The following is a 19,520-nucleotide window of genomic DNA, read 5'->3' on the forward strand; positions in this document are numbered from 1 at the left end:
CCGGGCGAAGACAGGGCGCACCCGCGCGTTGACCAGCGCATTCACGGGTGTGGCACCGGGGCGGAGGCGGACCCCGGCTACCGACCGCGCCGCCTGGTGGAAAAATCCGCTGGCGGATTTCGCTACGCTGGTCGATGCAATGACCAGGACAGCCGCCACCGATCTCCGCGACCTTCGCACCCGCCTGGCGAATCTCTCCCTTCGCGACGAACACCGGTTGCGGCGCAGGCTCGACAAAGCACGCGGCGGCGATCTGAGTGCGGTCGAGGCGGAGATCACGGCGGCCGAACTACGCGTCGAAGCGCGCCGCGCCGCGGTGCCGGAGATCCGCTACCCGGAGCAGCTTCCGGTCACCGCCCGCCGCGAGGACATCGCGGCGGCCATCGCCGAGCATCAGGTGGTCATCGTCGCCGGCGAGACCGGCTCCGGCAAGACCACCCAGATCCCGAAGATCTGCCTGGAGCTCGGCCGCGGCATTCGCGGCACCATCGGGCACACCCAGCCCCGCAGGCTGGCCGCGCGCACCGTGGCCGAGCGCATCGCCGAGGAATTGGGCACCGAACTCGGCGACGTCGTCGGCTACACCGTGCGGTTCACCGACCACGCCTCCGAGCACACCCTGGTCAAGCTGATGACCGACGGCATCCTGCTCGCCGAGATCCAGCGCGACCGGCTGCTGCGCCGCTACGACACGATCATCATCGACGAGGCGCACGAACGCAGTCTCAACATCGACTTCCTGCTCGGCTACCTGAAGCAGCTGTTGCCGCGCAGGCCCGACCTCAAGGTGATCATCACCTCGGCGACCATCGATCCCGAACTGTTCGCCCGGCACTTCGCCGACGAACACGGCACGCCCGCCCCGATCGTGGAAGTGTCAGGGCGCTCGTACCCGGTGGAGATCCGCTACCGCCCGCTCGCGCTGGAGTTGCCGAATACCACCGAGGACGAAGACGACGAGGACACCCGCGTCGTCGACCGGGACCCGGTGGACGCCATCGGCGACGCGGTGACCGAGTTGTTCGCCGCGGGCGACGGCGACGTGCTGGTGTTCCTGTCCGGTGAACGGGAGATCCGCGACACCGCCGACGCGCTGCGCGATCTGAAGCTGCCCCGCACCGAGATCCTCCCGCTGTACGCCCGGCTGTCCACCGCCGAGCAGCACCGCGTGTTCGCCCCGCACACCGGACGCAGGGTGGTGCTGGCGACGAACGTCGCGGAGACCTCGCTCACCGTGCCGGGCATCCGGTACGTCGTCGATCCTGGCACCGCGCGGATCTCGCGCTATTCCATGCGGACCAAGGTGCAGCGGTTGCCGATCGAACCGGTGTCCCAGGCCTCCGCGCGGCAGCGCTCCGGGCGTTGCGGTCGCGTCGCCGACGGCATCTGCATCCGGCTGTATTCGGAAGAGGACTTCGAATCCAGGCCCACGTTCACCGATCCGGAGATCCTGCGCACCAACCTGGCCGCGGTCATCCTGCAGATGACCGCGCTCGGTCTCGGTGACATCGAGAACTTCCCGTTCGTCGAGGCGCCGGACCGCCGCGCCATCCGTGACGGCATCGCCCTGCTCGAGGAACTCGGCGCACTCGCGCGCCGGGCCGGCGGCGGCGACGCGCTGTCGCTGACGCCGATCGGCCGCGACATGGCCCAGCTGCCGGTCGATCCGCGCATGGCGCGGATGCTGGTGGAGGCGCAACGCACCGGCTGCCTGGCCGACGTGCTGGTGATCGTCGCGGCGCTGTCGATCCAGGACGTCAGGGAGCGGCCCGCCGAGCAGCAGCAGGCAGCCGACGCCAAACACGCGCGCTTCACCGTCGAAGGCTCCGATTTCCTGGCCTACCTACGCCTGTGGGACTACCTCGGTGGACAGCGCAAATCGTTGTCGTCGAACCAATTCCGGCGCCTGTGCCGTGAGGAGTTCTTGCACTATCTGCGGATCAGGGAGTGGCAGGACCTGCACGGCCAACTGCGCACCATCACCAGGGGCCTCGGTTGGTCCACGCGAGCGGAGGACGCGGAGGACGGCGCGCGGCTCCCAGCCGAAGCGGCCACAACAGCTCGTAAGTCCGCCAACAGATCCCGTCGGGGTACGCGCGACGGTCGCCCCGGCCCCGAACAAGGCCGGTCCGCCGCCGCGACGGCTGCCGGGGACAGCGACGGACTGCCCTGGGACGCCACGGCCATCCATCAGGCGTTGCTGGCGGGCATGCTGTCGCACATCGGCGTCCGCGAGGCGGAGACCAGGGAATTCCTCGGCGCCCGCAATGCCAAGTTCATGATCTTCCCCGGTTCGTCGCTGGCCAAGAAGCCACCCCGCTGGGTGATGGCCGCGGAACTGGTCGAGACCTCGCGGCTGTGGGGCCGGATGGCCGCGAAGATCGAGCCGGAATGGGCCGAGCGGCTGGCGGGCGACCTCGTCAAGCGCACCTACTCCGAACCGCACTGGTCGGCCAAGCGGGGCTCGGCGCGCGCCTACGAACGGGTGACGCTGTACGGGATCCCGCTGGTCACCGGCAGGCCGGTCGACTACGGACGCATCGACCCCGAGCTGTCGCGCGAGTTGTTCATCCGCCACGCCCTGGTGCAGGGCGAGTGGCAGACCCGCCACGAGTTCTTCCATCGCAATCGCGCGCTGCTCGACGACGTCGCCGACCTGGAGCACCGCGCCCGCCGCCGCGACATCCTCGTCGACGACGAGGTGCTGTTCGAGTTCTACGACAAGCGCCTGCCCGCCGACATCGTCTCGGTGCGGCACTTCGACAGCTGGTGGCGCAGCGCGCGCCGGGAAGATCCGGCTCAGCTGGACTTCTCCACTTCGACCGTGGTCAACGAGGGCGCGGCCGCGCTGGACCCGGCGGCCTTCCCCGACTCCTGGCGACAGGGCGAACTCAGTTTCCCGCTCTCCTACCAGTTCGAGCCGGGCAACGAGGACGACGGCGTCACCGTGCGGATTCCGGTGGAACAGCTCGCCCACGTCCGCGCCGTCGGTTTCGACTGGCTGGTGCCTGGCATGCGCGACGAGCTGGCCGCCGCGTTGATCAAGACATTGCCGAAGGCATTGCGGCGCAGTGTTGTTCCCGCTCCTGATTTCGCGGCCGCCGCCCTCGCGGCGCTCACCCCGCGCGCGGAGCCGCTGCGGGCCGGGCTGGCGCGCGAGTTGTCCCGGCTCGGCTCGGTTTCGATCGCCCCCACCGACTTCGACGTCTCCGCACTGCCCGATCACCTGCGGATGACCTTCGCCGCCATCGGCGACGACGGCACGACGCTCGCGCGCGGCAAGAGCCTCACCGCACTGAAAACGCAACTGGCCGAACAAGTTTCCGCCTCGGTCGCCAGGGCCACCGCGGGTTCGGAACGTCCGCCCGCCACGGTGTGGACCTCCGAGTCGCTCGGCACCATCGCCCCGACGGTGCGCCGCGAGGTCGCGGGGCAGACCGTCACCGGCTACCCGGCGCTCGTCGCCGAAGGGGACGGCGTGGCGGTTCGGGTGCTCAGCTCCCCCGCGGAGCAGTCCGCCGCCATGCGCCTTGGCACCAGAGCCCTGTTGCTGCACGCGCTGCCCACGTCGGTCCGCTCCGCCACCGCGGGCCTCTCGCCCGGGGACCGGCTCGCCCTGAGCCAGAATCCCTACGGCTCCCTGGAGGCGCTGCTCGAGGACTGCCGCGCCGCCGCCGCCGACGAACTGCTCGCGGCCGCGGGCGGGCCGGTGCACGACCCGGCGGAATTCGACGCGCTCGTCGCTCGGATCCGGCCCGATTTCGCCGCCGCCGTGGCGCGTTTCGTTCGTCTGGTGGTGCCGATTCTCGCCGGTGCGCACCAGGTCTCCGCGGCACTGGAACGAACGAGCGAGCGCGACATCGCCGACGACGTCCGTCATCAGCTCGACAATCTGGTGTTCCGCGGCTTCGTCTCCGAGACGGGCGCGGCCAGGCTGCGTGAGCTGCCCCGCTATCTCCAGGCCGCGGTGGCACGTTTGGAGGCGCTGCCCGGCTCCGCCGTGCGTGATCGGCAGGGCATGGCCGAAATCGATCGGGTCCTGGCCGCATACGACCGCCTGGTCGCGTCGCTACCGGAGACCCGCAGGCATGCGCCCGCGGTCACCGACATCTGGTGGATGATCGAGGAATTCCGCGTGAGCCTGTTCGCGCAGAAGCTCGGCACCCCGTTTCCGGTGTCAGCCAAGCGAATCGAGAAGGCGATCGCCGCCGTCCGGCGCTGAGTCAGTCGGCGGCCGACAACGCTTCGGCGCGGGCCCTGCGCATTTCGCGGATCTCGCGTTCGAAGTCCTCGGCGGAGGTGAACGACCGGTAGACCGAGGCGAAGCGCAGGTAGGCCACTTCGTCCAGATCACGCAGGGGGCCGAGGATGGCCAGCCCCACCTCGTGGCTGGGTACCTCGGGAGAACCCTTCGCCCGCACCGCGTCCTCCACCTGCTGGGCGAGCAGGTTCAGCGCGTCGTCGTCGACCTCACGGCCTTGGCAGGCCCTGCGCACGCCCCGGATGACCTTCTCGCGACTGAACGGCTCGGTGACGCCGCTGCGCTTGACCACCGACAGGATGGCCGTCTCCACCGTGGTGAACCGCCGCCCACATTGCGGGCAGGCGCGACGGCGGCGGATGGCCGCGCCTTCGTCGGCCTCGCGCGAGTCCACCACCCGGGAGTCGGGGTGTCGGCAGTACGGGCAATGCATCCGAGAAATCCTTCGTCGATGCGCGTGCTCGCGTCCGGACCGGACGCCGATCGCGGCGATCGGTCCGGCGAGCCCGTGTACAGAGGTCTATACCCCGGCACCAGGCATCCCTCGTGCGACACGCGGAACACCTGCATAACACTTCGAGGATACCCGTCCGGGTTTCCGGTTTGTCGCACTCACCCCGGCCGCGGGCACGGCTCGCTCACCCGGAGATCTGCCAGTGCGCGGTCAGGTCCGCCAGCAGGTCGGGCAGCCGGGCGGCCAGGCGACCGCGGGCGAGCTTGCTCCAGAACGCCTCGCCGAGGACGGCGCCCGCCGAGACGGAATCGGCCTCCATATCGATGTGGCGGGGCACCAGGTCTTCGGTGATGTAGGTCCACCGCGTGTCGCGGTCGGCCCAGTTGAAGGCAGGCAACGGGACACGCAGCGCGACGCTGCGGCCTCCTACTTCCGCGCCGACCACCGCCGGGGCGAACACGCCGGGCGCGCGAACGCCGGGAACAGCGGGTTTGCCCGCGACGGTGCTGACGTAGGTGAGTACCCGGCCGATGGGCGCACGACCCGCCGACGTCTCGTCCCACTGGTCGGCCACCACGCGGTTCTGCTCCCGATCGGTCATCCGGACCAGCGCGTCGATGTAACCGTCCCGAGTGCCGGAGGCGACCGACCGCCACGCGGCGTGGATGTCCTCGTCGAGGACACCGGCCGCGGACATCTCGTCGATACCGCGCAGGCCGAGCGCGACGTAGGCCTCGTGCATCGGCACCAGATCCGTGAAGATGTGCTTCTGCATGATCATCAGGCGGGTCTGGTACCAGGCGACGTCCGCCGCGGTCAGGCGGGAACCTTCGGTGACGAGCAACCGGACGTCCTCCGGCAGGGCACGCGCCAATTCCGGTGGGGTGGCGCGCAGGAGGTCGGCGACCGTGTCACCGAGCTGATGGATGCCGGGCACGTCCAGGACGGCGCCCGCATCGCTCATGTCGAAGAAGCCGGAGGCGAACGATCCGCCCGCGATGCCGGCGAGGCCCGCCCAGTAGAACTCCGGGTGCTGTGTGGCCAGCCGCAGGTAGTTGACGTACACCTGATTGAAGGTGCGTTCGTTGGCGCGCGGGCCACGACCGGGATCCCATGCGGCCAGGTCGATGTCGGCATTGCGGGTGGCGACCACCAGCCAGTACTGGTGCAGCAGCGTCGCGTACCGGCGCGGCGGCACTGCGTCGGCCCGCGCCTGCCGCAACGCCTCCGCGAGGACGGAGTCGTCCAGCGGCAGAACGGGATTCAGTCCGCCCGGCCCCGCGCCGTCGCCGTTGACGGACGGGAGGTCGAGATATGCCGCATAGGCGGGTTCGGCCTTGGCGACGGCTGCCGCGCCGAGCCCGAAGACCAGACAAAGGGACAATGCGGCCAAGCGGATCAAGACGCGGCCTGCGGTGCGGAGTGTCATGTGCTGAAAAGTCCCGGCTTCGTTCGGGCGTTGTCGCCCGGATCATGTTCGAAGCACGGTAGCAACACGTTCTAGTTTGCCGATCCACAAATCCGGCCGCCGACGATGGCCGGATTCCCTTGCGCTCACCGCGAATCGCCGCTGCCCGGCACGCCAGGGCGGTCCACTACCGCGGGCACCGATCGGCCCGACCCGCCCCACTCACCCGCCCGCACATGCGCCAAGGCGATCAGTCCCACCACCATCACCGCGGTGAGCAGTGCGGCGACGGCGAGCGCGGCGAAGCCGATCTGCGCCTGCTCGATCCGGCGCATCGGGTGTTCGCCACGGGGACGCCGCGGCGCGAAAGTGCCTGCGCCCCGGTCGTAATCGACCATGCCGGCACCGGGGCGCGCGCCGGGCGGACGCCGATCGACCGCGGATCGGTGCGCCGGCGTCAGCGTCCGCGGACGCGCGCCGCCGCACAGCAGCCGCCGAGCCGTCTCGTACCCGAGACCGTCCTTCGCCGGGGCGGGATCGGCGGCGCGCCGCTCGCCTTCGGCCTCCGCCGCGCCGACGGAAGGGGTGACATGGCTGATCACAGTGCTCATCGGACAAACCTCCGTAGTGGGTGCTCCGTGGCCGTTCGAGCCGTTCGAACACACGTTCAAAATTGATTCGCTCATGTGTTCGAAGAACTGGTGTTCGATTTCTACCACGCCGCGGCGACAAAGTCAGCACGAACCCCCGACATACGTCGAACAGATGTTTGATCCAGCGGCGCGACCGGACTAGATTCGAAGAACCGAAGACACGACAGGCCATGAAGACACGCGCCGGGCACGGACCGGCCTGGCACAGCAGGAAAGGGCGGTTGCGGTGAGGCAGACGGACGACACGGGCGACGAGACCGACAGCGGCGCCGACGCGGCGGGTAGCGGGGCGGATCTCACCGTGCGTCAGCGCAAAGTGCTCGAGGTGATCCGCACCTCGGTGAGCGAGCGCGGCTACCCGCCGAGCATCCGGGAGATCGGTGACGCCGTCGGCCTCACGTCCACCTCCTCGGTCGCCCATCAGCTGCGCGCCCTGGAGCGCAAGGGCTACCTGCGCCGCGACCCGAACCGGCCGCGCGCCGTCGACGTGCGCGGGCTGGACGAAGTGGTGCGGTCGGTGACCAGCCTGCCGGTCGCGGCGGTGGACGACGGTGAGATCACCGTCGACGTCGACCGACCGGTCCCCACTTTCGTCCCGGTCCTCGGGCGCATCGCCGCCGGTGGACCGATCCTGGCCGAGCAGGCCGTGGAAGACGTCTTCCCGCTGCCGCGCGAGCTGGTCGGCGACGGTTCGCTGTTCCTGCTGAAGGTCGTCGGCCAGTCCATGATCGACGCGGCGATCTGCGACGGCGACTGGGTGGTCGTGCGGCAGCAGAACGTCGCGGAGAACGGCGACATCGTCGCGGCGATGATCGAGGGCGAGGCCACGGTCAAGACCTTCAAGCGCACCGGCAAGGATGTCTGGCTGATGCCGCACAACCCGGTCTTCGAGCCCATCCCCGGCAACGACGCCCAGATCCTGGGCAAGGTCGTCACCGTCATCCGCAAGATCTGACGGCCCCGCGGAACGATCCACCGCCGGTGGCCCGCCCGTCGGCCGGTGGACGTCCTGGATTCACAGCTGATTGCCAGCCTGCGCGCAGCGGATCCACCGGGATGCTTGCGAGACTCCTGCGGTGACAGCGATCCCCGCCGAGGCCGCCGTGCCCGATGCGAATCCGATTGCCATTACTGCCCAATTGCCGCCCGCACGCCCGCGGGACCGCGTGGGGTTGGCGGCACTGCTGGCCGGGACCGCCGCCGCGTATCTGTGGCACATCACGGTCAACGGGATGGGCAACGGCTTCTACGCCGCGGCCGCCTGGTCGGGTGCGCGGGACTGGAAGGCGGTGCTGTTCGGCTCCTTGGACCCGGGCAACTTCATCACGGTGGACAAGCCGCCGGTGTCGCAATGGGTGATGGGCCTGTCGGTCCGGCTGTTCGGATTCGGCAGTGCGAGCGTGCTGGCGCCGCAGGCGCTGATGGCCGTCGCCGCGGTGGCGTTGATGTACGCGATGGTCACCAGGGCGACCGCGAGCCGGGGGGCCGGTATGCTCGCCGGGGCCGTCCTGGCGGCGACGCCCGTGGTGGCGTTGATGTTCCGGTTCAACAATCCGGACGCCGTGATGGTGCTGCTGATGGCCGCCGGCGCGTACTGCACGCTGCGGGCGGCGCGGCAGGCGAGCGTGCGCTGGCTGACGCTGGCGGGCGTCGCGCTCGGGTTCGCGTTCCTGGCGAAGATGCTCGAAGGTCTCATGGTGTTGCCCGCCCTGGCGCTCACCTATCTGATCGTCGCGCCGACCTCGATGCGAAACCGCTTGCTGCACTTGTCGGCCGCCGCGGCGGCACTGGTCGTCTCCTCGGGCTGGTATGTGCTGCTGACGGTGCTGTGGCCCGCCGCGCAGCGGCCCTACCTGGCGGGCTCGACGGACAACACCTTCATGGATCTCGTGCTCGGCTACAACGGGTTCGCCCGTTTCCTGGGCCACAACCACCACGGCGCCGACAGGTTCGCGCTACCGCCGGGATACGAGATGCCGCAGGCCGCCGGGCACGCCGGGGGCGGGTTCGCCGGGTTCAGCGGGCCGGGCCCGGCTCGCCTGTTCACCGGTGAGATCGGTTTCGAGATCTCCTGGTTGCTTCCGGCCGCCCTGCTCGCCTTCGCGCTCGTGCTGCTCTCGCGCCTGCGTGCGCCCCGAACGGACCCGGTGCGCGCGGCCGCGCTGGCCTTCGGACTGTGGCTGATCGTCGACGGCGTCGCCTTCACCGTGATGCGCGGCGGCATGCACGCCTACTACACGCTGGCGATCGGTCCCGCCGTGGCCGGGATGTTCGCGGTCGGGGTGGCCGAGATGTGGCGGCGGCGATCGGAGGCGTTCGGCCGGGTGGGCGCGGCCGCGCTGGTGCTGACCTCGGGACTGTGGGCGTTCGTCCTGCTGAACCGCGATCCCGGATGGCTGCCACCGTTGCGCTGGACGCTCGTGGTGATCACGCTGGCGGCGGCGCTCGGACTGGCCGCCGCCGCGTTCCCGGCCGGGGCGCGGCGGGTGCGAACCAGGGCCGTATCGGTGCTCGTGGCCGTGGGCGTACTCGCCGGAATCGGCGGATCGACCGCCTACGCCGCGGCAACGCTGCCACAGGCGCATACGGGAGGCAGCCCGACGGTGGGCCCGGCGCGCACGGCGGTCGATCCGGCGAACGACGTGCGCCGCGAGGTGACCGCGTTCGTCAACGGAGAGGTCGAACCACAGCTCGCCGCGCTGCTGCGCGCGACTTCCACGCCATGGTCGGCCGCCGTCGACCGATCCTCGGTCGCCGCGTCGCTGGAACTGGCCAGCCATACCCCGGTCGTCGCCATCGGCGGTTTCACCTCCGACGATCCGGTGCCCAGCCTCGACGACTTCCAGATTATGGTTCGCACCCATCAGCTGACCTACTACCTCGCGCAGGAGGTGCGGCTGCCCGATTCGTGGCGGGTACGCGATCGATCTCCCGGAGCAGGGACCGACATCCCGGACAACGGATGGTGGCGGCCCGCCGGGCACAAGGACATCGCCGATTGGGTATCGGCGCACTACAACGCGGTCCACATCGGCAACGTCGCGGTCTACGACCTCACCGCCCCGGCCTGTGCGCAATCCTCGTCTACCACGGTCTGCGCGAAATGACCGGATAGCCCGGCAGCAACGGACCACCGCCACCCCGTGGCGGTGGTCCGCGCCGAAGGGATCAGTCGCCGACGCCGAGTGCGGTCAGGAACACCAGCACGACGGTCGTCACGGCGAAAACGCCGTGACCCGCGACGACGGCGACAGGAAAGTGCCTTTCGGGAGGTTCGGCCGTTCCGGTGGCACGCCCTTGGTAGATGGGGATCCAGCGCAGCAGCATCGTGAATCCGAGCAGCGCGACGGGGATCAGCAGCACGAACGCGGTCCACGCCAGCGCCGTGCTGTCGACGACGAGGTACACGATCCAGACGATCAGCCCGGCCACGGCCAGCAAGAAGTGACCGAACAGCACCGGGACCGGCAGCTGGGTCGAATTCGGCTGGCGCGCACCGCCCTTGGCGATCCAGGTGCCGAGCAGGAAGAACCCGCCGCCCGCGGTGAGCAACCAGAAGATCAGTGCGGCGATGCCCATGGTGTGCCTCCTGACGTTGGGAAGGGATTCAGCGTGTGAAGCCGTCTGCCTGAGTGGTCTCGTCGGCGACACGGACGCCGTACCGATAGGCGAGCTTGCCCCCGAGATACCCGGAAACCGCCACTGTCACCAAAGCCACCACCGACAGCGCCAGTGGCCCGGCCGGGACCGCGCGTGCGGTGTCGGCGCCCCGCCGCCACACGAAACCGAGCGCATAGGCGACGGTCACCAGCAGATTGAGCGTCATGTGCAGCAAGCCGGTGCGGAAGGCGGGCGTACCCGTCGGGATCGCGAGCAGATCGAGGAACCCGATACTCGCGGCGGCCAAGGCGCCGAGCACGCCGATCGCGATCAGCCATGACGATCCCTTGACCAGGAACTCCGGATCATCGACCAACCGGGATGCGAGGTCGAACACCAGGCTGGCGACCCAGGCGCCGATCGGGACGGTGACCAGGATCGGATGGAAGGGATGCCCGTAGGGACCGGCCAGCGCGGCGGTCACCGGGCGCTTCGCCTGCCGCGGATCACCGGTCATGGCGCACCCACACCGAGGTCGCTCGTCGTCGCATCCGCCGACCGGCCGCGGAGCCGACACTCGGCGCGGTCCGTCGAGTCGTCTCACTCGGCCGACGGCCGACGGATATCGCTCTTCGGTACGCGGGAATTGTGCATCGATTACGGTAGGCCACGAAGTGGACGTACCACCGTGAGGAAATTACACACCCCCATTCGAGAAAGCCGCACCCAACGCCGTGAAGCCGAATTACGGGTCGATTGCCAGGCTGGGCTTTCCTGCTTGTGGAGCGCCTACGACATCATCGGAAGCATGGGCATCGGCATGTTCGGAAACATGTTGTTCCACATGTCGCGGATCATCCCCATCATCTGACCCATCACGGTAGTTCACCTCCCTTCGGATGATTCCGGAAAGCGGATCAGCCGGTCGGGCACGATGGCGGGAGGACGCGGCAAAACACCGGAGAAAACATCCGGGGAACGGTTTCTGCACTTTTGCCCGGACGACTATCGGCGTACACGTGTCGCTCCTCCGGGTCGGGCTCGACAGCTATATACAGGATACGCCGCGCGGAGGTGACCGAAACACGCATCGAAACCGACTGATTTCCCAATTATCGTGTCCGCTGCGAAGCCGGCATTCCAGGTACGCGTATCTCGGCGACGGTGGCGATGCGTCCGCCGCCGGGGCGCGACGCGACGTCACACAGCGCATCACCGAGCCGCTCGTGCGGCCAGTCGCCGGTTCGTGAGCTCCAGTTGACGCACCGTCGCCGCCTCGAGAGCACTCGTCTGGACGTCGTCCAGGCGACCGCACAGCCGCCCCCAGTGCACCGCCACCCGCTCCCCGACCGCGACGTCCGGCAGCGCCGCGTACCCGTCCACCCGGATCGGCACCGACCGCGCCGCTTCCGCCGACAGCGCGAGACGTTCCCCGTCCCAGCTCAGCCCGCGGCAGCGCAACACGACCTCACCGCCGGTGCGGTCGAGCACCGTTCCCCAGGTGATCCGGCAGTTGTCGAGCACGTGCAAGGGATGCGCGCTGCCGTGCCGCAGCAGCCGCGACCACGGGTACACGCCGAAGACGTGGAAGCAGTGGTTGGCGGCCGCCTCCTCGGCCAGCCCCGGTGTCAGATGCGTCCAGTAACCGCCGGCGACCGGGCCGAGGAGAGCCAGCAGTTCGGCGGTGAACTCCCGGGCGTCCAGGTCGGCGCCGATGCCGCCGCCCAGCCAGTAGGACTCGACGAGCCTGCGGTCCAGCGGGTCCGCTATGCCGGTCATCTCGGCCATCACGCGCAGATACGGCCATGCTCCGGTGAACCGGCGCGCCACCGCGCGCACCTGCTCGTCGGAGCCGTCGCGCAGAGCCGCGGCGTCGGGCGGCCCGCAGTAGCCGAGCCGATTGGGGGCGTAGGCGTACCGGGCGAACATCTCCGCTCCGCTGATCGCCATCAGCACGGACCTCCGCCGGTGCGGCCGGTGGACCATCGCTGCTCGATCCGGCCGAATCGCCACACCCCGACGGCGACCGCCCAGGTGAGCAGGAACAGCCCGGCGATCACGAAGCCCATGGCGCCCAGATCCAGTCCGCCGACCCAGGCGAGCGGTCCGTCGGCGATGCCGAATTCGTCGGCCAGCAAGGAGATCATCTCCTGCGCGCCGATCAGCAACGCGACGGCCACCGACAGGCCGGTGACGACGATGTTGTAGTAGACCGTGCGAAGCGGCCCGGCGAACGCCCACCCGTAGGCGTAGTTCATGAACGCGCCGTCCAGCGCGTCGAACAGCGTCATGCCCGCCGAGAACAACACGGGCAGCACGAGGATCGCGTACCACGGGAGGGCGGTCGCCGCCGCGCCGCCCGCGATCACCAGCAGGCTCACCTCGGTGACGGTGTCGAAGCCGAGGCCGAACAGCAGCCCGACGGGATACATCTGCCACGGCGCGCGCACCGCCTTGGTCAGCGGCCCGATCACCCGCTGCAAGGCGCCGCGGTCGTGCAGACGCCGCTGTAACGCGGCCTCGTCGTAGCTCCCCCGGCGCATCCCACGGAACACCCGCCAGATCCCGATCAGCGACACCAGGTTCAGCGCCCCGATGGCGAGCAGGAAAGTGCCGGAGACGCCGGTGCCGAACAGGCCGCTCCACCGTTGCAACCCGGAGTTCTCGTCGCGCAGGTCGCCCGCCAGCGCTTTGACGCCGAACGCCAGCAGCGCGACGAGGACGAAAACGATGGTGGAGTGCCCGAGGGAGAACCAGAATCCGGCCGACAGCGGCTTGCGCCCGTCCGCGACCAGCTTGCGGGTGGTGTTGTCGATGGCGGCGATGTGGTCGGCGTCGAACGCGTGCCGCATCCCCAGCGTGTAGGCGGTGACGCCGAGGCCGACGCCGAATACCGCACCGTCCACCGTGTAGCCGCCGGGAACCACGAGCAGCAGCAGCGCCGACCACCCGAGGACGTGCAGGGCGACGACGACCGCCGCCATCCCCGCGACGTCGCGCCGCTGCCGCCCGTCCAGCGGGGCGCGCGACGTCGCAGGCGCGTCGGCGATCCGAACGATGATCCACACCTCGCCTTCTGTGAGTCCCCGCGTCAGCAGATCCGCGGCAATTGCTCGCCCGCGGGCAGATCCACCACCCGCGTACCGCCGAGTGCCGTGCGGGCCACCACCATGCCGGGATGTTCGGCGACGCATCGGCCGATCACGGCGGCCTGTGCGCCCAGCGGATGTTCCCGCATCGCCGCCAGCACGCGATCGGCGTCCTCGGGCGCGACGAACGCCAGCAGTTTGCCCTCGTTGGCCACGTACATCGGGTCGAGCCCGAGCAGCCCGCACGCGTCGCGCACGCCGTCGGGCACGGGAAGCTGCCGTTCGTCCAGCGCCACGCCGATTTTCGCGGCGCGGGCGATCTCGTTGAGCGAGGCCGCGACGCCGCCGCGGGTGGGGTCGCGCAGCACGTGCACGTCGGCGCCGGTGGCGAGCATCGCCGCGACCAAGCCGTGCAGCGGCGCGGTGTCGCTGAGCACGGTGGTGCCGAACTCCAGTCCTTCGCGGCAGCTGAGCACCGCGACACCGTGCACGCCGATCTCGCCGCTGACCAGCACGACGTCGCCCGGGGTGGCGCGCTGCGGCCGGATGTCCACCTCCGGGGCGACCACGCCGATCCCGGCCGTGTTGATGTAGATCCCGTCGCCGTGCCCGGCGTCGACCACCTTGGTGTCCCCGGTGACCAGCTGGACCTCCGCGGCCAGCGCGGCGGTGCCGACCGCCTGGGCGACGCGCGCGATGTCGGCCAGCGCGGTGCCCTCCTCCAGGATGAACGCGGTGGACAACACCATCGGGCGGGCACCGGACATGGCCAGATCGTTCACCGTGCCGTTGACCGCGAGCTCGCCGATCGTCCCGCCGGGGAACACCAGGGGCTTCACCACGAACGAATCGGTGGAGAACGCCAGCCGCGTGCCGTCGAGCGTGACCACCGCGGAATCGGTCAGGTCCGCGTTCGCTGCCGAGCCGAACGCGGGCAGGAACAGGTGCTCGATCAGCTCGCCGGACATCGCGCCCCCGCCGCCGTGTCCCATCACGATGTTCGGCGAATCCCGCAGCGGCATCGGGCAGACCCAGCCCTCCATGTCGATCGTCACGGGAGCGGCGCCTTCCTCAGGCATGAGCCACCTCCGCAGGCAGATCCAGGCGCCGGTACAGGTAGTAGGCGGCGCACGCGCCTTCGGAGGACACCATGGTGGCGCCCAACGGGTTACGCGGCGTGCACTCCTTGCCGAACGCGGCGCACTCGTGCGGCTTGATCAGTCCTTGCAGCACCTCGCCGGAGCGGCAGACGGTCGACTCGGCGGTGTGCAGGTCGCCGACGGCGAAGCGGTGTTCGGCGTCGAACTCGCGATAGCGCTCCGACAGCCGCCAGCCGCTGTTCGGAATCACGCCGATGCCGCGCCAGGCCCGGTCGGTGACCTCGAAGACGTCCTGCAGCATGGCTTTCGCCGCGGGATTGCCCGCCGCCGCCACCGCGCGCGGGTAGGCGTTCTCCAGCTCGTGCCTGCCCGACTCCAGTTGCAGCACGGTGCGGCGGATGCCCTCCAGGATGTCGAGCGGCTCGAATCCGGTGACCACCATCGGCACCTTGTACTGCTCGGCCAGCGGCGGGTACTCGTCGGTGCCCATCACGGTGCAGACGTGCCCGGCGGCGAGGAATCCCTGGACCCGGCAGGTCGGCGATTCCATGATCGCGGCGATGGCGGGCGGGACCAGCACGTGCGACACCAGCAGCGAGAAGTTCCTGATGCCGAGCCGCTTCGCCTGGTAGACCGTCATGGCGTTGGCCGGAGCCGTGGTCTCGAAGCCGATGCCGAAGAACACGACCTCGCGGTCGGGATTCTCTTTGGCCAGGTTCAGCGCGTCCAGTGGCGAGTACACCACCCGGACGTCGCCGCCCTCGCTCTTCACCCGGAACAGGTCCTTGGAGCTGCCCGGCACCCGCAACATGTCGCCGAACGAGCAGAAGATCACGCCCGGTCGCGCGGCGATCTCCAGCGCCTTGTCGATCACCTCGAGCGGGGTGACGCAGACCGGGCAGCCGGGGCCGTGGATCATCTCGATCTGGTCGGGCAACAGCTGGTCGATGCCGTGGCGGATGATCGAATGCGTCTGTCCGCCGCAGACCTCCATGATCGCCCAGCGGCGACTGGTCGTGGCGCGGATCCGATCGAGCAGGCGCTGGGCCAGCTCGGGGTTGCTGAATTCGTCCAGATACTTCATGACCGGTCCTCCGGTTCCTCGCGTGACGGCTCGGCGGCGGGATTGTCCAGGCCCGCCTGCTTCGCGGCGATGGCGAAACCGTCGCCGAATTCCTCGTTCAGTACGCCGAGGTGCTCGAACTCGGCCAGGGTCCGCAGCGCGGAGTCCTCGTCCAGACGCTGGATAGCGAAACCGACGTGGACCACGACGTAGTCGCCGACCGCCGCGTCCGGGATGTATTGCAGGCACACGTCCTTGTGCACGCCGCCGAAGTCGACGACCGACATCAGCGTGCCGTCCCGCTCGTGCAGGCTGAGCACTTTGCCTGGTACCGCAAGACACATCGTTGCTCTCCTTCGCTCATCCCTCGCTGCACGCGAGGAGTTGCCCGAACGCGAGGCCGCCGTCGTTGGGCGGCAGGCGGTGGTGGGTGATCACGGTGAACCCGTTGCCGCGCAGCAGCGCACACGATCGCGCGAGCAGCAGGGCGTTCTGGAAGACGCCGCCGGACAGGGCGACGACCGTCCCCGGAGCGGCGTAACGAGCCGCCAGGTCGAGCACCAGCCGGGCGACGGCGGCGTGGAAGCGCGCTCCCACCACCCCCGGGGGCGCGCCCGCACGAACATCGGCGACCACATCCGCGATCACCGGCGCGGGATCGATACCGGCGGGATCTCCGTCCACGACCGGGAACCGGTAGGCGCTGTCGTCTTCCGGCCCGGCGCGCGAGAGTCCTTCCAGTTCGATCGCCGCCTGGGCTTCGTAGTCGACGACGTGCCGCACGCCGCACAGCGAGGACACCGCGTCGAACAACCGTCCCATGCTCGACGTGGGCGCGCAGCCGAGCCCGGTCCGGAACTGGTGGGCCAGCACGGAACGCTCCGCGGGCGGGCACGCCGCGACCGCGGGAATGTCCTCGCGCCAGTCGATCCCGGCCGCACGCAGATGAGCCAGCGCCATGCGGTAGGGCCTGCGCACGGCGAGATCCCCGCCCGCGAGCGGCACGTACTTCAGGTGCGCCAGACGACGGTAGCCCTTGTAACCCGCCAGCAGGACCTCACCGCCCCACACGGCCGCGTCCGGGCCGTATCCGGTGCCGTCGAAGGCGATGCCGACCACCTGCTCGGTGGCGCCGAGTCCGTGCTCGCCCATGACGGCGGCGATGTGCGCGTGATGGTGCTGGACGGTGTACACGGGACGCTCGCCCGCGTGCCTGCGCGCCCAGGCGGTGGAACGGTAGGCGGGGTGCGCGTCGGCGACCAGCTGCGCGGGGCGGACCCCGGTGAGTTCGCCGAGGTGGCGCTGCGCTGCGTCGAAGGAGCGCAGCGTGGCCAGGTCGTCCATGTCGCCGATGTGCTGGCTCAGCCAGGCGTAGCGGCCGTCGGCCATCGCGCAGGTGTTCTTCAGGTCGGCGCCGACGGCGAGCGTCGGTGGCAGCGGAACCGGAAGCAGCAGCGGCAGCGGCGCGTAGCCGCGCGAGCGCCGGACCGGCAGTTCGCGGCCGTCCAGGCAGCGCACCACCGAGTCGTCGCAGGGGACCAGGATGCGCCGGTTGTGTGACAGCCAGCCGTCGGCGAGACCGGCGAGGCGGGTGCGGGCGTCGTCGTCCTGGTAGCAGATCGGCTCGCCGCCGAGGTTGCCCGAGGTCATCACGAGCACCTGTGGGCCGGGTGGATCGCCGGGCAGGCCGAACAGCAGCAGGTGCAGCGGGGTGTAGGCGAGCATGACGCCCAGGTCGGGGTTGCCGGGCGCCACCGAGAGCGCGGGCACCGGGTCGTACCCGGTATCGCTCGAAGGGTGTTCCGCGCGCGGGGAGCGTCGAGCGAGCAGCACGATGGGGCGAGCCGGGCTGGTCAGCAGGTTCGCGGCGGCGGCGTCGACGGTGACGACCGCGCGCGCCGTGGCCAGATCCGGCACCATGACGGCGAAAGGCTTGTCGCCGCGGCGTTTACGGCGCCTGAGTTCCGCGACGGCCGACTCGTTCGTGGCGTCACAGGCGAGGTGGTATCCACCGATGCCTTTGACCGCGAGGATGCCGCCCTCGCGCAGCAGTCGCCGCGCGGCGGTCAGCGGCGCGCCCGCTCCCGGTCCGGTATAGGCGAGCGTGGGACCGCAGTCCGGGCAGGCGATCGGCTGCGCGTGGAAACGCCGGTCGGCGGGATCGGCGTATTCCTCGGCGCACCGGTCGCACATGGCGAAGTCGGCCATCGACGTGCGTTCCCGGTCGTAGGGCAGGCTCGCGATGATGGTGAAGCGCGGTCCACAGTTGGTGCAGTTGACGAACGGATGGCGATACCGGCGATCGCGCGGATCGCGCAGCTCGCGTTCGCAGTCGGCGCAGATCGCGACATCGGGTGAGGCGAGCGTGCGACCGCCGCCGTCGCGCGTGCTGCCCGCGATGTGGAATCCGGTGCCGCCGCGCGCCGGGATGTCGGCCTGCTCCACCGACTCGACCACCGCCAGCGGCGGCGGCCGCAGTCGCAGCCGCCGGGCGAATTCGTCCAGCTCCCTCGGCGCTCCTTCGACCTCGATGACCACGCCGTCGCTGTCGTTGCTCACGCTGCCGGACAAAGCCAGTTCGGCGGCGGTGGTGTAGACGAACGGCCGGAACCCGACGCCTTGCACCACACCGCGCACCAGCAGACGCCGTCGCAGCCGCACGGTACTCATGGCTGGTCTCCGCGTTGCAGTAGACGCAGCCCGCTCAACGCCGCCGTTGCCCCCGCCTCGTCGGTCTTCTCCACCGCGAAGCCCATGTGGATGATCACCCAGTCACCCGGCTGGGCCGGATCGTCGTCGAGCAGGCCGATGTTCACTTTCCGCTGCTCGCCGGACACGTCGACCAGCGCGATCTGGTCGTGGTAGCCGTCGGGGATCGCCAGCACTCGTCCCGGGATGCCCAGGCACATCGTCAGTCCTCCTGTCGCGCTGTGGCCCGCGGAAGCGGGGAGCCATCGGATACCGCGGTGGGCACGAACGCGGCGAGCACCTCGCCGACGGCGGCGACCGCCTCCGGCACCGCCGCGGCGACCGGGGCGGACAGGCCGATGCCCTCCGCCACGCAGGCGACCTGGCAGCCGATCACCACCGTGGGCGGTAGCACGCCACCCAGCGCGCGCACCCCGGCGAAGACGGCGTCCGGGCTCATCGCGTGGGCGTCGAGCTGGGCGCCGGTGTCCTCCGGTTCGGCGCCGAACACCTCGATCCGGCCGGGCGCGCCGCGGTCGGGCAGCGCGTCGATCAACAGCAGCGCCGCCCAGGGGTCGAGCAGGTCGTAGGCGAGATGCATGCCGCGGATGCCGTAGTCCACCGCGCGCACGCCGGGGGCGGGGTGGCGCGGCAGCCTGCGCACCACCTCGGGGCCGAATCCGTCGTCGCCGAGGAAGATGTTGCCGATCCCGGCGATCAGCACCGCGGCCGTCGGGTCACCCCTCTTCCTCGGTGGGCGTGGTCGCGCCGCCGACCCGCGCGTCGTCGACCTTTCCGGTCGCCGTCTCGCCGGGAACGTTGGCGGTGTCCTTGCGCTCGTCGTAGGGCGGCGCCGCCGCTTCGGTGCCCGGCGGGGCTTGCGAGGTGAACTCGGTGCCCTTCTTGACGTCGTCCGAATGCGCGGAGGTCATCTCCTCGTGATCGATGTGCCCCGGTTCCCGTTCCGCCGGGCCTCCGGCCGCGACATTCGCGCCCGCGTCGCGCGAACCAGGCGCGCCACGTGCCGATTGCGGCTCTTCGCGATGTTCACCCATGATGCTTCCTTTCCGATGCCCCGCTACATGTGCCGGATCTTCAGGTATCGCCGCAGATCCGGGATCGACCGCACGCCGAGATACACCCCCGCCGCCACCAGCACGGCGACGACGGTCGTCGAGACCACTCCCACGGTTTCCATTGCGGA

At 70.1% G+C, this 19,520-nt stretch carries 18 protein-coding genes; 3 read left to right on the forward strand and 15 right to left on the reverse strand.

Annotated features, from left to right (window positions below; translation table 11 throughout):
* Positions 1 to 139 precede the first annotated feature (139 nt).
* Positions 140 to 4,222, forward strand: a complete 4,083-nt coding sequence (hrpA, locus tag NB3_RS26915) for an ATP-dependent RNA helicase HrpA (protein ID WP_067808938.1) — start codon at positions 140 to 142, stop codon at positions 4,220 to 4,222.
* Between the two features lies 1 nt (position 4,223).
* On the opposite strand, the gene nrdR is transcribed toward hrpA, so the two are convergent.
* The 3 genes from nrdR to NB3_RS26930 all read right to left on the reverse strand — a co-directional run bounded on the left by nrdR (position 4,224) and on the right by NB3_RS26930 (position 6,734).
* Complete coding sequence (gene nrdR, locus NB3_RS26920; protein WP_067808939.1) at positions 4,224 to 4,694, reverse strand: transcriptional regulator NrdR; 471 nt, start codon at positions 4,692 to 4,694, stop codon at positions 4,224 to 4,226.
* Positions 4,695 to 4,899: 205 nt separating this feature from the next.
* The gene (locus NB3_RS26925; protein ID WP_067808940.1) at positions 4,900 to 6,144 is read right to left on the reverse strand and encodes a hypothetical protein; all 1,245 of its coding nucleotides are present in this window, start codon (positions 6,142 to 6,144) and stop codon (positions 4,900 to 4,902) included.
* Between the two features lie 125 nt (positions 6,145 to 6,269).
* Positions 6,270 to 6,734 (reverse strand): hypothetical protein, encoded by a 465-nt coding sequence (locus tag NB3_RS26930; protein WP_067808942.1) that lies wholly within the window; start codon positions 6,732 to 6,734, stop codon positions 6,270 to 6,272.
* Between the two features lie 268 nt (positions 6,735 to 7,002).
* Here NB3_RS26930 and lexA point away from each other — a divergent pair, with 268 nt between their 5' ends.
* Both lexA and NB3_RS26940 read left to right on the forward strand, forming a co-directional pair.
* Positions 7,003 to 7,731, forward strand: coding sequence for a transcriptional repressor LexA (lexA, locus tag NB3_RS26935; RefSeq protein WP_084823708.1), 729 nt, complete (start codon positions 7,003 to 7,005; stop codon positions 7,729 to 7,731).
* A gap of 121 nt (positions 7,732 to 7,852) precedes the next feature.
* Entirely contained in the window at positions 7,853 to 9,883 is a 2,031-nt protein-coding gene (locus NB3_RS26940) for an ArnT family glycosyltransferase (RefSeq protein ID WP_067808943.1), read from the forward strand.
* Between the two features lie 61 nt (positions 9,884 to 9,944).
* Here the strand turns inward: NB3_RS26940 and NB3_RS26945 are convergent, their stop codons facing one another.
* The 12 genes from NB3_RS26945 to NB3_RS36865 all read right to left on the reverse strand — a co-directional run bounded on the left by NB3_RS26945 (position 9,945) and on the right by NB3_RS36865 (position 19,514).
* Positions 9,945 to 10,355: a hypothetical protein gene (locus tag NB3_RS26945; RefSeq protein WP_067808945.1), complete on the reverse strand. Its 411-nt coding sequence runs from the start codon at positions 10,353 to 10,355 to the stop codon at positions 9,945 to 9,947.
* A 28-nt stretch (positions 10,356 to 10,383) separates the two neighbouring features.
* Positions 10,384 to 10,893, reverse strand: a complete 510-nt coding sequence (locus tag NB3_RS26950) for a DUF2231 domain-containing protein (RefSeq protein ID WP_067808947.1) — start codon at positions 10,891 to 10,893, stop codon at positions 10,384 to 10,386.
* 695 nt (positions 10,894 to 11,588) lie between these two features.
* Positions 11,589 to 12,326 (reverse strand): DUF6390 family protein, encoded by a 738-nt coding sequence (locus NB3_RS26955; RefSeq protein WP_067809048.1) that lies wholly within the window; start codon positions 12,324 to 12,326, stop codon positions 11,589 to 11,591.
* On the reverse strand, positions 12,326 to 13,393 hold the full coding sequence (gene nicT / locus NB3_RS26960) for a Nickel transporter NicT (RefSeq protein WP_218020645.1): 1,068 nt from the start codon (positions 13,391 to 13,393) through the stop codon (positions 12,326 to 12,328). The genes NB3_RS26955 and nicT overlap by 1 nt, the downstream gene beginning before the upstream one ends.
* Positions 13,394 to 13,467: 74 nt before the next feature.
* Complete coding sequence (hypE, locus tag NB3_RS26965) at positions 13,468 to 14,544, reverse strand: hydrogenase expression/formation protein HypE (protein WP_067808949.1); 1,077 nt, start codon at positions 14,542 to 14,544, stop codon at positions 13,468 to 13,470.
* The gene (gene hypD, locus NB3_RS26970; RefSeq protein ID WP_067808951.1) at positions 14,537 to 15,649 is read right to left on the reverse strand and encodes a hydrogenase formation protein HypD; all 1,113 of its coding nucleotides are present in this window, start codon (positions 15,647 to 15,649) and stop codon (positions 14,537 to 14,539) included. Before hypD ends, hypE begins: the two co-directional genes overlap by 8 nt.
* Positions 15,646 to 15,972, reverse strand: coding sequence for a HypC/HybG/HupF family hydrogenase formation chaperone (locus NB3_RS26975; protein WP_067808953.1), 327 nt, complete (start codon positions 15,970 to 15,972; stop codon positions 15,646 to 15,648). The genes hypD and NB3_RS26975 overlap by 4 nt, the downstream gene beginning before the upstream one ends.
* 16 nt (positions 15,973 to 15,988) lie before the next feature.
* Positions 15,989 to 18,298, reverse strand: a complete 2,310-nt coding sequence (hypF, locus tag NB3_RS26980) for a carbamoyltransferase HypF (protein ID WP_067808955.1) — start codon at positions 18,296 to 18,298, stop codon at positions 15,989 to 15,991.
* Positions 18,295 to 18,537, reverse strand: a complete 243-nt coding sequence (locus tag NB3_RS26985; protein ID WP_067808956.1) for a HypC/HybG/HupF family hydrogenase formation chaperone — start codon at positions 18,535 to 18,537, stop codon at positions 18,295 to 18,297. Before NB3_RS26985 ends, hypF begins: the two co-directional genes overlap by 4 nt.
* A gap of 2 nt (positions 18,538 to 18,539) precedes the next feature.
* A complete protein-coding gene (locus NB3_RS26990; RefSeq protein ID WP_067808958.1) occupies positions 18,540 to 19,040 on the reverse strand; it encodes a hydrogenase maturation protease in 501 nt (166 codons plus the stop codon).
* A gap of 13 nt (positions 19,041 to 19,053) precedes the next feature.
* Positions 19,054 to 19,371 carry a hypothetical protein gene (locus NB3_RS26995; RefSeq protein WP_067808960.1) on the reverse strand — a complete coding sequence of 106 codons (318 nt, stop codon included), beginning with the start codon at positions 19,369 to 19,371 and terminating at the stop codon, positions 19,054 to 19,056.
* A gap of 23 nt (positions 19,372 to 19,394) precedes the next feature.
* Entirely contained in the window at positions 19,395 to 19,514 is a 120-nt protein-coding gene (locus NB3_RS36865; RefSeq protein WP_085994907.1) for a DUF6893 family small protein, read from the reverse strand.
* Between the last annotated feature and the right edge of the window lie 6 nt (positions 19,515 to 19,520).

Source organism: Nocardia beijingensis NBRC 16342 (assembly GCF_001612785.1).
Lineage (GTDB): Bacteria > Actinomycetota > Actinomycetes > Mycobacteriales > Mycobacteriaceae > Nocardia > Nocardia beijingensis.